This is a genomic window from Blautia sp. AF17-9LB, assembly GCF_003479185.1.
GTDB classification, from domain to species: Bacteria; Bacillota; Clostridia; order Lachnospirales; family Lachnospiraceae; genus Fusicatenibacter; species Fusicatenibacter saccharivorans.
The window spans coordinates 46,338-61,289 of sequence record NZ_QUGU01000002.1; the positions used below are offsets into that span (position 1 = coordinate 46,338).

Genomic DNA, 14,952 nt, shown 5'->3' on the forward strand with positions numbered 1-14,952 from the left:
GGGTTCTTGTGTTTGCGTCACACATACGGTATAATGATCGCAAGTTATTTCAGCGTGAAAGAAGGAAAACGGTTATGAAAAAAATTGTATTTGCAACAGGAAATGCCGGCAAAATGAAAGAAATCCGTGAAATCCTTGCGGATCTGCCGGTGGAAATTTATTCGATGAAAGAAGCCGGCATTTCGGTCGAGATCGATGAGAACGGCAAAACCTTTGAGGAGAATGCAAAAATCAAAGCACAGACCGTTGCCGGATGCACAGACGGCGACACGATCGTGCTGGCGGATGACTCCGGTCTGGAAGTGGATGCCTTAAACGGCGAGCCTGGTGTCTATTCGGCAAGATATATGGGAGAGGATACGTCCTACCGCATCAAAAATCAGAGCCTCGTTGACCGCCTGGAGGGCGTGCCGGTGGAAAAAAGAACGGCACGATTCGTCTGTGTGATTGCAGCCGCCTTCCCGGATGGAACAGTCTGTACCACCAAAGGAACGATCGAGGGAAAAATCGGTTACGAGGAACGCGGGGAGAACGGTTTTGGCTATGACCCGATTTTCTATCTGCCGGATATGAGCCGCACGACCGCAGAACTTTCTCCGGAAGAGAAAAACGCAGTCAGCCACAGAGGAAAAGCACTGGCGGCGATGAAAGAACAGATTGCATCATATTTGAAATAAGAAGAGGGAAGAGAATGAGTATGAAATTTCTGATAGTGAGCGATACCCATGGACGGATGTATAACCTTGAGGAGGCCATGGAACGTGAGGAGTTCGACGGCATGATCCACTGCGGTGACGTGGAAGGGATGGATGACCTGATCAAATCCAAGGTAAACGGCCCGTGCTATATGGTCATGGGAAATAATGACTGGTTTTCAAACCTCCCGGCGGAGATTCAGGTGAACATTGATGATTACCGTGCCTTTATCACACACGGTCATAACTACGGCGTATCGCTCGGCCTGGAGGGAATCTATGCGGAGGCGCTTTCCAGGGGTGTGGATATCGTACTGTTCGGCCATACGCACCGGCCGGTCGCAGAAAAGCGTGGAAATCTCTGGATTGTCAATCCGGGCAGCCTCACGTATCCGCGTCAGATGGGAAGAAAACCAAGCTATGCCATGCTGACGATCAATGAAGAGCATGAGCTTTCGGTGGAAATCAAGTATCTGGATTAAAAAACGGGTCGAAAAAGGGCGGAAAACAGCCCGAAATCGAATGAATTATCGCAACTAACATGACTATTCCAAAGAAAACAGGGTAGTACCGGAGCAGGTTCTGACTAATTCTTAAAAAGTTTGTCAAAAAAATACAATTTAGGTGTTGACAGATGAGAAAAGATATGATAAGATCTCTTTGTTGTCCGGTGAGAACAAAACAACACAAAAAACATTTTGAAAAAAATGAAAAAAAGTGTTGACAAACCGAAAACAATGTAATATAATAAATCTTGCGTCGAGCGCGAAAGGGTTAAACGCAAATCGGGAAACCTTGTTTACGGGGTGTGGCTCAGCTTGGCTAGAGCGCCTGGTTTGGGACCAGGAGGTCGCAGGTTCGAATCCTGTCACCCCGATGTCGTGCGGGTGTAGTTCAATGGTAGAACACCAGCCTTCCAAGCTGGATACGTGGGTTCGATTCCCATCACCCGCTTGCTGCTACAATTTTGTAGAAGCTGTGTGCTTGTAGCTCAGTTGGATAGAGCAACGGCCTTCTAAGCCGTGGGTCGGGGGTTCGAATCCCTCCAAGCACGCTTCACTAAAATTAAATAGTGAAAAAGACTGTAAGTCGTAATTATGGTGGGTATAGCGCAGTTGGTTAGCGCGCCAGATTGTGGCTCTGGAGGCCAAGGGTTCGAATCCCTTTATCCACCCTGCCAGCAAGGCGAAACATTGGGCTATCGCCAAGCGGTAAGGCACAGCACTTTGACTGCTGCATTCGCTGGTTCGAATCCAGCTAGCCCAGTTGGATGCAAAAGTATACGGAGCATTAGCTCAGTCGGTAGAGCACTTGACTTTTAATCAAGTTGTCCGGGGTTCGAATCCCCGATGCTTCACTAAATAACCCATAGAAAACGCCCATGGAGGTTTTCTATGGGGTTTTTCTTTTCTTGAAAAAATAATATGCGGTTATGACGGAATTGGCAGACGTGCAGGATTTAGGTTCCTGTGCCTTTCGGCGTGTGGGTTCGAGTCCCACTAACCGCAGAAAAATCCACAGCAGTAAAATGACAAAAATCAGATTCTAAATAATTGCAGCAAAAATATTCGCGCATCAAATATCTTAAAAACTCCAAACAGAACCGAAAATCAAATAGAGAATAGATAGAGGAAAAATGGTATGACAAGAGAAAAGTATGAGTCATTGCCTTTGAGCATGCTGAAAGCGCTGGCAAAATCCAGAAACATGAAGGGGATTTCCACCCTGCGGAAAGAAGCGCTGATTGAGCGGATGCTGGAAGAAGATCAGAAAGAAAACCAGAAAAACATGGAAGAGCCGGCGGTTCTAAAAGAGGAAAAAAAGACGGAAACTGTACAGGATCAGAATCAGGAACCGCAGGAAAAGCGGGAGGACGGTATGGAGCGCCAGAATCGGGAAACCTCGGAAAACGGCACCGCGCGCCCGTACCAGAGACCGCGGTATGTCCGCCGGGAAGAGCGCAGTGAAAACGGAGAGCGCCAGGAGTACCGTCCAAGAGCGCCGCGTTTCAATGAGCGTAGATTTCAGGAACCACGGAATTATAATCAGAATAACCGTGAGGAAGAGCAAAGACAGGAGCCGCGTCAGGAAGCAGGGCAGGAAATGAGACAGGAGCCGCTGCGTCAGGAAGCAAGACCAGAGACGAGACAGGAACCGCGTCAGGAAACCAGCACGCTCGACAGCGGCCAGGAGGCCTGCGGCATCCTCGAGGTCATGCCGGACGGATTTGGATTTATCCGCTCCGACAACTATATGCCGGGCGACAGCGATGTCTACGTTTCTCCGTCCCAAATCCGCCGTTTCGGACTGAAAACGGGAGATATCATCCGCGGAAACACGAGAGTAAAGTCCGCAACCGAAAAATTCAGCGCCCTTTTATACTTAAAGAGCGTCAACAATCTGCCGCTCGACCAGATCATGCGCCGCGGCAATTTCGAAGATATGACACCGGTCTTCCCGGATGAGCGGCTGCGCCTTGAGCGCCCGGGCGGAAGCATGGCGATGCGGATCGTGGATCTTGTAAGTCCGATCGGAAAAGGCCAGCGAGGCATGATCGTCTCCCCGCCGAAAGCCGGAAAAACGACGCTTTTGAAGGATGCGGCAAAATCCATCCTGCGGAACAACCCGGAGATGTATCTGATCATCCTTCTGATCGACGAGCGTCCGGAGGAGGTCACCGACATTAAAGAAGCGATTCAGGGATCGAATGTGGAAGTCATCTATTCCACCTTCGATGAGCAGCCGGAGCACCACAAACGCGTGTCCGAGATGGTCATTGAGCGCGCGAAACGTCTTGTGGAGAGTAAAAAAGACGTTACGATCTTCATCGACAGCATCACACGTCTCGCCAGAGCTTACAACCTGACCGTTCCGCCGAGCGGCCGTACCCTTTCCGGCGGTCTCGATCCGGCAGCACTCTACATGCCGAAACGGTTCTTCGGCGCGGCCAGAAACATGCGCGAGGGCGGAAGCCTGACGATTCTTGCAACGGCGCTTGTGGACACCGGAAGCAAGATGGACGATGTCGTTTACGAGGAATTCAAAGGCACCGGAAACATGGAACTCGTGCTCGACCGGAAACTGCAGGAACGCCGCGTCTTCCCGGCCATCGACATAGCCAAATCGGGAACAAGAAGGGAAGATCTGCTTCTGACACCGGATGAGCAGGAGGCCGTTTACAATATGCGGAAAGCATTAAACGGCATGAAATCCGAGGAAGCCGTGGAAAATATTCTGAACATGTTTGCCCGCACCAGAAACAACGGCGAACTGATTCAAATTTTAAAGAAACAAAAAATAGTATAAGGCTTGCAATTTTCAAAATTGTGTGATACAATGAGAAAGCTGTGCAAGGTTGATGAGATTTTGTCAGCCTGAAATACGAAATCATCAGAGTAAATCTGAGAAGATAACAATATTAAGAAGAGGTGAATAAAATGAGAGAAGGAATCCATCCAGAATACCATCAGGCAACTGTTACCTGCAACTGCGGAAATACTTTCGTAACAGGTTCTACCAAGAAAGAGATCCACGTTGAGATCTGTTCTAAATGCCATCCGTTCTACACTGGCCAGCAGAAAGCTGCTGCAGCTCGTGGACGTATCGAGAAGTTCAACAAGAAATACGGCATGAAATAAGAATTGAATCAAGCAAGATGAAAAACGGGCTGAGGTTGGAAGATCTCAGCCCGTTCTTGCGTTACGGATGCAGAAAATCCCCTTTGAGGAGGTAAACGTAAATTATGAAATCATCCAATATTGGCGGCCAGGCCGTGATGGAAGGCGTCATGATGATGAACAAGGACCGCTATTCCGTCGCAGTACGCCGGCCGGACGGGGAGATTGAGGTTAAAGTAGAGCAGCACAAGCCGCTGACGAAGCACAAGGGGCTTTTAAAAGTTCCGATTCTGCGCGGTGTCTTCAGCTTTGCCGATTCGATGATCGTCGGCATGAGTTCCCTTATGTACTCCGCTTCGTTCTATGAGGACGAGGAGGAGGAAAAGAAAAAGCCGGCGACGAAAGAGGAAGAGGAGCAGCAGAAAGCGAAAAAAGAAAAGACAGACAAGCTGATGATGTACGGAACCGTCACATTTTCCGTTGTCATCGCCGTCGTTCTCTTTCTGATGGTGCCGTACTTCCTGTCCGAACTGCTGCACAAAGCGGGAGCCGGAACGACACTGACCGCGGTGGCAGAGGCCTTTGTGCGTGTGGCACTGTTCCTCGGCTATCTGGCAGCCATTTCCCGTATGGAAGACATTCAGCGCGTGTTCATGTACCACGGCGCCGAGCATAAATGCATCAACTGCGTTGAGCACGGTCTGGAACTGAACGTGGAAAACGTCTTAAAGAGTTCCCGGGAGCACAAGCGCTGCGGAACGAGCTTTCTTATGTACGTCATCGTCATCAGCATCATCTTTTTCATGTTCATCCGGGTCGATTCCCAGGTGCTGAAAATTGTGATCCGCCTGCTTCTCATTCCGGTGATCGCGGGCGTTTCGTATGAAATTATCCGCCTGGCGGGAAAAAGTGACAATAAACTGGTCAACCTGATCAGTAAACCGGGCCTGATGCTGCAGCACCTGACGACGCGCGAGCCGGATGCCGAGATGGCAGAGGTTGCGATCGCCGCTGTGGAGGCTGTGTTTGACTGGAGAGCGTACCTGAACGAAAACTTTGGTTATACGTACCCGGCCAAAACCGAAAAGAAAGAACATGAGGAGCCGTGACCGATGAGTGTGCACGATAGAAAAAACTTGAAATCTGCACTGGAATCCGCTATTCTGTACTTACAAAAGCAGGGGGTGGAGGAAGCCCGGCAGGACGCATGGCTTTTACTGGAGTATGTCTGCGGGATCAGCCACAGCACCTACTTTGTACACAGTGAAGATGAAATGCCAAAAGAACAGCAGGAGCAGTACGAAGCGCTGGTCAGAAAGCGCGGCGAACACATTCCGCTGCAGCAGCTGACCGGAGAGGCGTGGTTCTACGGAATTCCGTTTTTTGTGAATGAGCATGTACTGATTCCGCGGCAGGACACCGAGATTCTTGTGGAGGAAGCGCTCCGCGGCCTTCCAAAAGATGCACGGATCCTCGATCTCTGCACCGGTTCGGGATGCATCCTCATATCGCTTCTTGTGACGAGAGAGGACTGCACGGGAATCGGCGCGGATCTCTCCGAGAAAGCCTTACAGGTTGCGGAAAAGAACGGCGCACAGGCGGGCGGACGGGCATCGTTCGTAAAGAGCAACTTATTTGAAAACATCGAGGGAACCTTCGATGTGATCGCAAGCAATCCGCCGTATATCCGCACGGATGTGATTGAAACCCTGATGCCGGAGGTGCGCGACCATGAGCCGCGGATGGCACTCGACGGCAGTGCGGACGGTCTTGTCTTTTACCGGAAGATTACAGAGCAGGCAGGAAGCTATTTAAAAGAGGGCGGAAAGCTCTGTTTTGAAATTGGATACGATCAGGGAGATGAAGTGCGGGAGCTGATGGAAACCCACGGCTTTGCCGATGTACAGGTTCTGAAAGATCTGGCAGGCCTGGACCGCGTGGTGGCCGGTATCTGGCACAAAAAACCCTGACAGAAATGAATTTTAATTTTGACACCATAATGACATCATAAACAGACGAAAACAGTAAAAAGGAGCAGTCATTTTATGTTTGATAAACTTGATGATATCCTCATGCGTCTCGAGGAGGTACTGAATCAGTTAAGCGAGCCGGACGTCGCTGCCGATGCGGCGAAGTTCCAGAAGCTGATGAAGGAGCAGGCAGAACTCCAGCCGATCGCAGACGCATATAAGGACTATAAAACACAGAAACAGACCATCGAAGAGAGCCTGATGCTTCTCGAGGAGGAATCCGACGAAGAGATGCGCGAAATGCTGAAAGAAGAACTCTCCGATGCGAAAAAACGCGTAGAGGAGCTGGAGCAGGAGCTCAAAGTCCTGCTTCTGCCGAAAGACCCGAACGATGACAAGAACGTTATCGTGGAGTTCCGCGCAGGTGCCGGTGGAGACGAGGCGGCACTCTTTACCGCAGAAATCTGCCGTATGTACATCAAATACGCAGAGAGCCGCGGCTGGAAAACAGAGCTGACCAGCGCCGATGAAAACGGAATCGGCGGCTTTAAAGACGCAACACTTCTGATCAACGGAGCAGGCGCGTACTCCCGGATGAAGTACGAGAGCGGCACGCACCGCGTACAGCGTGTGCCGGAAACCGAGTCCGGCGGAAGAATCCATACCTCAACCATGACCGTAGCGATCATGCCGGAGGTGGACGACGTCGAAGTACAGATCGACCCGAAGGATTACAAATTCGATGTATTCCGTGCTTCCGGAAACGGCGGCCAGTGTGTCAATACGACCGACTCAGCAGTCCGTCTGACCCACTTCCCGAGCGGCATCGTCATTTCTTGCCAGGATGAGAAATCACAGTTAAAGAATAAGGACAAGGCACTGAAGATTCTGCGTGCCCGTCTGTACGACTTAGAGCAGCAGAAACAGCACGATGAGATGGCCGAGCTTCGAAAGAGCCAGGTCGGAACGGGAGACCGCTCTGAGAAGATCCGTACGTACAACTTCCCGCAGGGACGTGTGACGGATCACAGAATCAAACTGACCTTATACAAACTGGACGCCATTATGAACGGCGATCTGGATGAAATCATCGACAGTCTGATTGCAGCCGATCAGGCCGCAAAGCTGAGCAGCATGCAGGAAGAAGCATAATAATAAACGCTGCGAATCACGATTGGTCTACAGGATCGATTGTTGATAGAATAAACAAGAGAAAAAAGGGGAAAAGAGAAAGGGAAAACGCTATGAAGAAAACAGCACTTGTGATCATGGCAGCCGGAATCGGCAGCAGATTTGGAAAGGGAATCAAACAGCTTGAGCCAGTAGGACCAAACGGGGAGATCATCATGGATTATTCCATCCATGATGCACTGGAAGCCGGCTTCAACAAAGTAGTCTTCATCATCCGCAAGGATCTGGAGAAAGATTTCAAGGAAGTCATCGGCAACCGCATCAGCAAAATCACAGAGGTGGAATATGCATTCCAGGAGCTCGATGATCTGCCGGCAGGCTTTGCAAAACCGGAAGGCCGTACCAAACCGTGGGGAACCGGCCAGGCCGTTCTTGCCTGCAAAGGTCTTGTAAAAGAGCCGTTTGCTGTTATCAATGCTGATGACTATTACGGAAAAGATCCGTTCGTAAAACTGCACGACTACCTCGTACAGGAGCATGATGTGGATGAAGTTATGCCGATCTCCATGGCAGGATTCGTGCTTGGAAACACCTTAAGTGACAACGGCGGTGTTACAAGAGGTGTCTGCGTCGTTGATGAAAACGGAAATCTGACCGGTGTCAACGAGACGAAAAACATCGTAAAGACCGCAGAGGGCGCAGGCGTTGAAAAAGAAGACGGAACGGTTGATCCGATCGACAAAAACTCCCTTGTTTCCATGAACATGTGGGGACTGCAGCCGGAGTTCATTGATCTTCTGGAGAAAGGCTTTGTTGAATTCCTTTCTGCACAGAAAGAGGGAGATGTAAAAGGCGAGTACCTCCTTCCGATCTACATCGACGAGCTGCTGCACGCAGGAAAAGCAGAAGTAAAAGTTCTTCCGACCGACGCAGAGTGGTTCGGCGTAACGTATCAGGAAGACAAAGCTTCCGTAACAGAAGCATTCCGCAAACTGATTGCGGACGGCGTATACAGCGAGAAGCTGTACGACTAATTACGATATTTTGTTATTTGAGTGAATAACCAGAAAAAGCGTGTTTGAATGATTGCAAAAAATTTCAGACACGCTTTCTGCCCGAAAGGGGAAAGGAGCATACCATGGGTAAATATTTTGGAACAGATGGATTTCGCGGGGAAGCAAACATTGATCTGACGGTTGAGCATGCATATAAAGTGGGAAGATTCCTCGGATGGTATTTCGGAAAAGACCACAAAGCACAGATCGTCATTGGAAAAGACACCAGACGCTCCAGCTACATGTTCGAATATTCGCTGGTAGCAGGACTGACCGCATCGGGAGCAGACGCTTATCTGCTGCATGTAACGACCACCCCGAGCGTTTCCTATGTTGTCCGTACCGAAAACTTTGACTGCGGAATTATGATCTCCGCCAGCCACAACCCGTTCTATGACAACGGAATCAAAGTGATCAACGGCCTGGGACAGAAACTGGAAGCCGACATCGAAGCGCAGATCGAAGCCTACATCGACGACGGAACACCGAAGATCCCGTTCGCAACGAGAGAAGACATCGGACGCACCGTGGATTTTGCAGCCGGAAGAAACCGCTACATCGGACATCTGATCTCGATTCCGACAAAATCCTTTAAAAACATGAGAGTCGGACTCGACTGCTCCAACGGAAGTGCCTCTTCCGTAGCCAAGAGCGTGTTTGATGCCATCGGCGCCAAGACATATGTGATCCACAACGAGCCGGACGGAACAAACATCAACTGCGGCTGTGGTTCCACCCACATCGAAGAGCTTCAGAAATATGTAAGAGAGAAACACCTCGATGTCGGATTTGCCTACGACGGAGACGCAGACCGCTGCATCGCTGTCGATGAGCTGGGAAATGTGGTAGACGGAGACCTGATCATGTATGTCTGCGGGAAATACTTAAAAGAAAAAGGCCAGTTAAACGGAGATACGATTGTGACCACGATCATGTCAAACCTCGGTCTTTACAAAGCGTGTGACCGCGCCGGTATCCGGTATGAGAAGACGGCAGTCGGCGACAAATACGTGTGCGAGAACATGATGGCAAACGGCTATTCTCTCGGCGGAGAGCAGTCCGGCCACATCATTTTCAGCAAGCACGCGACGACCGGTGACGGAATCCTGACCTCCCTGATGGTGATGGAAGTGCTGATAGATAAGAAACTCCCGCTCAGCACCCTGACAGCCGAGGTAGTGATTTACCCGCAGCTCTTAAAGAATGTCCGCGTGGCAAACAAAGCAGCTGCAAAGGCCAACCCGGCAGTACAGAAAGCAGTAGAAGACGTAGCAGAGGCCCTGGGCGATGACGGACGCATCCTCGTAAGAGAGAGCGGCACCGAGCCGGTGATCCGTGTCATGGTGGAAGCACCGGACGACGCAACGTGTGCAAAATACGTAGACCAGGTTGTTTCTGTGATGCATAAAGAAGGACTTGTGACAGAATGAAAAAAAGACTGGTAATCTTTTTTCTGGCGGCGGCAATGGTGCTTGGCGGCTGTGAAAATAAAAATTCAAAGCTTTATAAAAAGGGCATCGAGGCGCTCGAACAGAAGGACTACGTAACGTCGATTGCGATGCTGGAGGGAGCCGTAAAGGCAGGCGACCGACTGGCGGAGAGCTACCGGTCGCTCGGCATCGCTTATCTGAAAAGCCAGGAGTATGACAAGGCAAAAGAGGCTTTCAAGAGCAGTCTTTCGAGCATGAAGCACAAAGACGCGGAGTTTTCGCGCGATGTCATGTATTACGAGGCGGAAACCTGCGTACAGGCCGGAGATCTGGATGGAGCCATTGAGATCTGCACCAATATTCAGGAAGAAAAGGCAGATGCCGATGCGCTGTTCCTTAGGGGACGCGCGTACTTCCTGCAGAAGAATTACGAGCAGGCGAAGGTGGATTTTGATGCGGCAGTGGAGACGAAGGAGAGCTATCAGCTCTGCTTTGACATTTACGAGCTGTATCAGGAGAGCAGTATGAAGGCGGACGGAGACCGTTACCTCGAAGCGGCAGTGAAGATTGAGCCGAAAACGACCGAGGATTATTATAATATCGGCTGTGCATACTACTATCTGGAGGAGCAGGACGAGGCGGTCAAAGCGTTCTCGAAGGCAATGAAGGACGGCAGCAGCGCGGCGATGGAAATGCTCGGCGAGGTTTACCTTTCCAATGGTCAGAACGACGAGGCGAAAGCACTGTTTTCTTCGTATCTTTCGACAGATGGCTTTGCGGCGGCAGCAAACAACGGGCTGGCGCTCTGCGCACTTGCGGAAAACGACACGGACAGTGCACTCTCGTATATCGAGGAAGGACTCAAAACGGCAGAGGATTCCGACCGGGAAAATCTGCTGTTCAACCAGATTGTATCCTATGAAAAACGGGCGGATTTTGATACCGCGAAGTCGCTGATGGCGGATTTTCTGGCAGCATACCCGGAAAACACCGCGGCGCAGCGGGAAAATACGTTTCTCCAGAACCGATAACAGACGGAGGAAGTTGGATTGTTTGATTTAAGAGAAGAACAGGAGCGCGTGATTCTGGTCGGCGTACAGGAAAACGGCGGCGCAAACGCAGAAGAATCGCTCGACGAGCTGGCGGAACTGGCCAGCACCGCCGGTGCGAAGGTGGAGGGCCGCCTGGTGCAGGTGCGGGAGGCCATTCATCCGGGAACGTACATCGGAAAAGGAAAATTAGAGGAATTGAAAATTCTGGTGCGCGCCTGCGATGCGACGGGCATCATCTGCGACGATGAGCTCTCCTCGATCCAGTTAAAAGGGCTGGAGGAAGCACTGGAATGCAAGATCATGGACCGTACGCTTTTGATCCTGGATATCTTTGCGGCGCGCGCCGTGAGCAGCGAGGGTAAAATCCAGGTTGAGCTGGCCCAGTTAAAGTACCGTGCGTCCCGACTTTCCGGCCTTGGCACATCGCTTTCCCGTCTCGGCGGCGGAATCGGTACGAGAGGACCGGGAGAGAAAAAGCTGGAAACCGACCGGCGCCTGATCCGCACGCGTATTACGCAGTTAAAACGTGAGCTTGAGGAAGTACGCCAGCACAGAGAGCTCCTTCGTGAAGGCAGAAAACGTTCCAAAATCCCGGTAGCGGCGCTCGTAGGCTATACGTCAGCGGGAAAGAGCAGTCTTTTAAATGCACTGACAGGATCGGAAATTCTGGCAGATGCAATGCTGTTTTCCACGCTGGATACGACGACGCGGTCACTGACCCTTCCGGATGGACAGGAAATCCTGCTGACCGATACGGTTGGATTTATCAATAAGCTGCCACATCATCTGATCGATGCATTCCGCAGTACGCTGGAGGAAGCACGGTATGCCGACTATATTCTCCACGTTGTGGATACGTCAAATCCGCAGATGGAGCTGCAGATGCAGGTCGTGTACGATACGCTGCGGGAACTGAAAGTTGAGGACAAAAAGATCGTCACCCTGCTGAACAAGCAGGATAAGCTTCTCGCCCCGATGGTTGTAAAAGATTTCCGGGCAGACGCGAGCCTTGCGGTCTCTGCCAAAACAGGACAGGGACTCGAAGACCTCAAAAATTTACTCTCCTCGTGGATGATGGAGGGAAAAATCTATATCGAGCGCCTCTATCCGTACGATAAGGCGGGAACGATTTCACTGATCCGCGGATACGGAATTCTGCTCGAAGAAGAATATCTGCCGGAAGGCATCCGCGTAAAAGCCTATGTACCGAAGGATATCTATCCGAGGGTATAGAGGTATGGCAAGCGGGCTTAAAAACGGCAGTACATCCCTTTAAGCGCCGTACAGCGCCGAAAAATGGAAGGGACAGAATACAAGTAAAAGTACCATATCTAGTGATGTTAGAAAATTTCACACTAGATATGGTACTTTTTACTATTGACGGGAGAAACATGCTCTGCTATCATATGGTTCAGACACTGCAAAGAGTGGAACCTTAAAAAGGCCTTGCAGAAACGGTTGAATTAACAGGAGGGATTCCATGTTTCAGGTAGAAAAGAGAGACGGAACGATTGCAGAGTTCCAGATGAAAAAGATTACCGATGCGATTGGAAAAGCATTCGGCGCAAAAGATATGCAGTTCAGCGATGACATGCTTCAGATGCTGGCACTGCGCGTAACAGCGGACTTTCAGTCCAAGATCAAAGACGGAAAAATTTCAGTGGAGGCAATTCAGGACAGCGTGGAGAACGTGCTGATCCAGTGCGGCTACGCAGAAGTGGCAAAAGCTTACATTCTGTACCGCAAGCAGAGGGAAAAAATCCGCAACATGAAATCGACGATCGTAGACTACAAAGAGATCGTGGACAGCTACGTAAAAGTAGAGGACTGGCGTGTCAAAGAGAACTCGACCGTAACGTATTCTGTCGGCGGTCTGATCTTAAGCAATTCCGGCGCGATCACAGCCAACTACTGGTTATCAGAGATTTATGATGACGAGATCGCCGAGGCACACCGCAACGCGGATATTCACATCCACGACCTGTCGATGCTGACCGGCTACTGTGCAGGATGGTCGTTAAAACAGCTCATCAAAGAAGGACTTGGCGGCATCAACGGAAAGATTACTTCTTCTCCGGCAAGACATCTTTCGGTTCTGTGCAACCAGATGGTCAACTTCCTCGGCATTATGCAGAACGAGTGGGCAGGTGCGCAGGCATTTTCTTCATTTGATACGTATCTGGCGCCGTTCGTCAAAGTGGACAACTTAAGCTACGGCGAAGTGAAGAAGTGCATCGAGGCGTTTATCTACGGCGTCAACACACCGAGCCGCTGGGGAAGCCAGGCACCGTTCTCCAACATCACACTCGACTGGACCGTACCGGATGACCTCGCGGAGCTTCCGGCGATCGTCGGCGGTAAGGAGATGGACTTCAAGTACAAAGACTGTAAAAAAGAGATGGATATGGTCAACAAAGCGTTCATCGAGACGATGATCGAGGGAGATGCCAACGGAAGAGGCTTCCAGTACCCGATCCCGACCTACTCCATCACATCCGATTTTGACTGGTCCGATACGGAGAATAACCGTCTGCTGTTCGAAATGACTGCAAAATACGGTACCCCGTACTTCTCCAACTACATCAACAGCGATATGAAACCAAGCGACGTGCGCTCCATGTGCTGCCGTCTCCGCCTGGATCTGCGTGAGCTTCGAAAGAAAACCGGCGGATTCTTCGGTTCCGGCGAGAGCACCGGATCGGTCGGCGTTGTCACCATCAATATGCCGCGTATCGCATATCAGTCCAAAGATGAGAAAGAGTTCTACCGCCGTCTCGATCATATGATGGATATTGCCGCACGTTCGTTAAAGACGAAACGTGAGGTCATTACCCGTCTCCTGGATGAGGGACTGTATCCATATACGAAACGGTACCTTGGAACGTTTGAGAACCACTTCTCAACCATCGGTCTGATCGGTATGAACGAGGCCGGCTTAAATGCCGCATGGCTCGGAAAGGGTCTGGAGGATCCGAAGACACAGCAGTTTACGAAAGAAGTTCTGAACCATATGAGAGAGCGTCTTTCTGATTACCAGGAGGAGTACGGCGATCTGTACAACCTTGAGGCAACTCCGGCGGAGTCGACCGCATACCGTCTGGCAAAACACGACCGTGCAAAATGGCCGGATATCAAGACCGCAGGCCATGAGGGAGATACCCCGTACTACACCAACAGCTCCCATCTGCCGGTGGACTATACCGAGGATATTTTCTCTGCGCTTGATATTCAGGATGATCTGCAGACGCTGTACACCTCGGGAACTGTATTTCATGCGTTCCTTGGCGAAAAACTGCCGGACTGGAAAGCAGCAGCTTCCCTTGTGCGGAAGATTGCAGAGAACTACAAACTGCCGTACTACACGCTGTCCCCGACGTATTCTGTTTGTGCGAACGACGGCTATCTCGCCGGCGAGCATTTTACATGTCCGATCTGTGGAAAAGAGGCAGAGGTTTACAGCCGTATCACGGGATATTACCGTCCGGTCAAGAACTGGAACGACGGAAAACGCCAGGAGTACAAGAACAGAACTGTATATGATATCATCCACTCCAAATCGCCGGAGCAGAAAATGAAATCGTACGGCGCAGCAGAGAAACTGGCAGAGCAGGCCGCTGGAAAAGAAGAGCCGAAAGCCGCTGCAGCAGCAGATAAAATCGAGGAAGACGGCATGTACCTGTTCACGACAAGCACCTGCCCGAACTGCAAAATGGCAAAAGAAATGCTCGCCGAGGAGCAGTATGAGGTGATCGACGCAGAGCGTCACCCGGATCTTGCCGCACAGTACGGCATCATGCAGGCACCGACTCTTCTCGTTGTGGAGGACGGCCAGGCGCAGAAGATTGTGAATGCTTCCAATATCCAGAAATATGTGGATGAATATCTCTCCTAAATCTGTGCGCATATAGTTGCAGGAAAGAACAAACAGAGTTATAATAGGAAAAAGTGATACCCTCGCCCGGGCATCCCGGGTGGGGGTATTATTATGGCGCTGAGCACAGC

At 50.7% G+C, this 14,952-nt stretch carries 12 protein-coding genes and 7 tRNA genes; all 19 read left to right on the top strand.

Going from position 1 to position 14,952, the window contains the following annotated elements; translation table 11 throughout:
- Positions 1–74: 74 nt before the first annotated feature.
- The 19 genes from DWX00_RS02260 (at position 75) to DWX00_RS02350 (ending at position 14,842) form a co-directional block, all read left to right on the top strand.
- Positions 75–677 carry an XTP/dITP diphosphatase gene (locus DWX00_RS02260; protein ID WP_022462628.1) on the top strand — a complete coding sequence of 201 codons (603 nt, stop codon included), beginning with the start codon at positions 75–77 and terminating at the stop codon, positions 675–677.
- A 14-nt stretch (positions 678–691) separates the two neighbouring features.
- Positions 692–1,177: a metallophosphoesterase family protein gene (locus DWX00_RS02265; protein WP_022462627.1), complete on the top strand. Its 486-nt coding sequence runs from the start codon at positions 692–694 to the stop codon at positions 1,175–1,177.
- Positions 1,178–1,497: 320 nt separating this feature from the next.
- A tRNA-Pro gene (locus DWX00_RS02270) sits at positions 1,498–1,572 on the top strand.
- A gap of 6 nt (positions 1,573–1,578) precedes the next feature.
- Positions 1,579–1,649, top strand: a tRNA-Gly gene (locus DWX00_RS02275).
- A gap of 26 nt (positions 1,650–1,675) precedes the next feature.
- A tRNA-Arg gene (locus DWX00_RS02280) sits at positions 1,676–1,749 on the top strand.
- Between the two features lie 46 nt (positions 1,750–1,795).
- Positions 1,796–1,869: transfer RNA gene (locus DWX00_RS02285), tRNA-His, on the top strand.
- 20 nt (positions 1,870–1,889) lie between these two features.
- A tRNA-Gln gene (locus tag DWX00_RS02290) sits at positions 1,890–1,961 on the top strand.
- An 18-nt stretch (positions 1,962–1,979) separates the two neighbouring features.
- Positions 1,980–2,052 (top strand) — tRNA-Lys (locus tag DWX00_RS02295).
- Between the two features lie 69 nt (positions 2,053–2,121).
- A tRNA-Leu gene (locus tag DWX00_RS02300) sits at positions 2,122–2,203 on the top strand.
- A 133-nt stretch (positions 2,204–2,336) separates the two neighbouring features.
- Positions 2,337–4,001 (top strand): transcription termination factor Rho, encoded by a 1,665-nt coding sequence (gene rho / locus DWX00_RS02305; protein WP_055227023.1) that lies wholly within the window; start codon positions 2,337–2,339, stop codon positions 3,999–4,001.
- Between the two features lie 131 nt (positions 4,002–4,132).
- Complete coding sequence (rpmE, locus tag DWX00_RS02310; RefSeq protein ID WP_022462139.1) at positions 4,133–4,333, top strand: 50S ribosomal protein L31; 201 nt, start codon at positions 4,133–4,135, stop codon at positions 4,331–4,333.
- A gap of 104 nt (positions 4,334–4,437) precedes the next feature.
- Positions 4,438–5,421 carry a DUF1385 domain-containing protein gene (locus tag DWX00_RS02315; protein WP_118594603.1) on the top strand — a complete coding sequence of 328 codons (984 nt, stop codon included), beginning with the start codon at positions 4,438–4,440 and terminating at the stop codon, positions 5,419–5,421.
- A 3-nt stretch (positions 5,422–5,424) separates the two neighbouring features.
- Positions 5,425–6,282: a peptide chain release factor N(5)-glutamine methyltransferase gene (gene prmC / locus DWX00_RS02320; protein ID WP_117801937.1), complete on the top strand. Its 858-nt coding sequence runs from the start codon at positions 5,425–5,427 to the stop codon at positions 6,280–6,282.
- 75 nt (positions 6,283–6,357) lie between these two features.
- Entirely contained in the window at positions 6,358–7,434 is a 1,077-nt protein-coding gene (prfA, locus tag DWX00_RS02325; protein ID WP_022462136.1) for a peptide chain release factor 1, read from the top strand.
- A 92-nt stretch (positions 7,435–7,526) separates the two neighbouring features.
- Positions 7,527–8,447 carry a nucleotidyltransferase family protein gene (locus DWX00_RS02330; protein WP_055219722.1) on the top strand — a complete coding sequence of 307 codons (921 nt, stop codon included), beginning with the start codon at positions 7,527–7,529 and terminating at the stop codon, positions 8,445–8,447.
- A gap of 104 nt (positions 8,448–8,551) precedes the next feature.
- Positions 8,552–9,898 carry a phosphoglucosamine mutase gene (gene glmM, locus DWX00_RS02335; RefSeq protein WP_022462134.1) on the top strand — a complete coding sequence of 449 codons (1,347 nt, stop codon included), beginning with the start codon at positions 8,552–8,554 and terminating at the stop codon, positions 9,896–9,898.
- Positions 9,895–10,929 (top strand): tetratricopeptide repeat protein, encoded by a 1,035-nt coding sequence (locus DWX00_RS02340; protein WP_117804213.1) that lies wholly within the window; start codon positions 9,895–9,897, stop codon positions 10,927–10,929. Before glmM ends, DWX00_RS02340 begins: the two co-directional genes overlap by 4 nt.
- 18 nt (positions 10,930–10,947) lie before the next feature.
- Positions 10,948–12,183 (top strand): GTPase HflX, encoded by a 1,236-nt coding sequence (gene hflX, locus DWX00_RS02345; RefSeq protein ID WP_055227015.1) that lies wholly within the window; start codon positions 10,948–10,950, stop codon positions 12,181–12,183.
- A gap of 247 nt (positions 12,184–12,430) precedes the next feature.
- Positions 12,431–14,842: a ribonucleoside triphosphate reductase gene (locus tag DWX00_RS02350; RefSeq protein WP_055227013.1), complete on the top strand. Its 2,412-nt coding sequence runs from the start codon at positions 12,431–12,433 to the stop codon at positions 14,840–14,842.
- Positions 14,843–14,952: the final 110 nt, after the last annotated feature.

Excerpts from the sequence above, each read along its gene's own strand:
- DWX00_RS02260 (WP_022462628.1), top strand. The coding sequence starts at position 75 with ATGAAAAAAATTGTATTTGCAACAGGAAATGCCGGCAAAATGAAAGAA.
- DWX00_RS02265 (WP_022462627.1), top strand. The coding sequence starts at position 692 with ATGAGTATGAAATTTCTGATAGTGAGCGATACCCATGGACGGATGTAT.
- rho (WP_055227023.1), top strand. The coding sequence starts at position 2,337 with ATGACAAGAGAAAAGTATGAGTCATTGCCTTTGAGCATGCTGAAAGCG.
- rpmE (WP_022462139.1), top strand. The coding sequence starts at position 4,133 with ATGAGAGAAGGAATCCATCCAGAATACCATCAGGCAACTGTTACCTGC.
- DWX00_RS02315 (WP_118594603.1), top strand. The coding sequence starts at position 4,438 with ATGAAATCATCCAATATTGGCGGCCAGGCCGTGATGGAAGGCGTCATG.
- prmC (WP_117801937.1), top strand. The coding sequence starts at position 5,425 with ATGAGTGTGCACGATAGAAAAAACTTGAAATCTGCACTGGAATCCGCT.
- prfA (WP_022462136.1), top strand. The coding sequence starts at position 6,358 with ATGTTTGATAAACTTGATGATATCCTCATGCGTCTCGAGGAGGTACTG.
- DWX00_RS02330 (WP_055219722.1), top strand. The coding sequence starts at position 7,527 with ATGAAGAAAACAGCACTTGTGATCATGGCAGCCGGAATCGGCAGCAGA.
- glmM (WP_022462134.1), top strand. The coding sequence starts at position 8,552 with ATGGGTAAATATTTTGGAACAGATGGATTTCGCGGGGAAGCAAACATT.
- DWX00_RS02340 (WP_117804213.1), top strand. The coding sequence starts at position 9,895 with ATGAAAAAAAGACTGGTAATCTTTTTTCTGGCGGCGGCAATGGTGCTT.
- DWX00_RS02350 (WP_055227013.1), top strand. The coding sequence starts at position 12,431 with ATGTTTCAGGTAGAAAAGAGAGACGGAACGATTGCAGAGTTCCAGATG.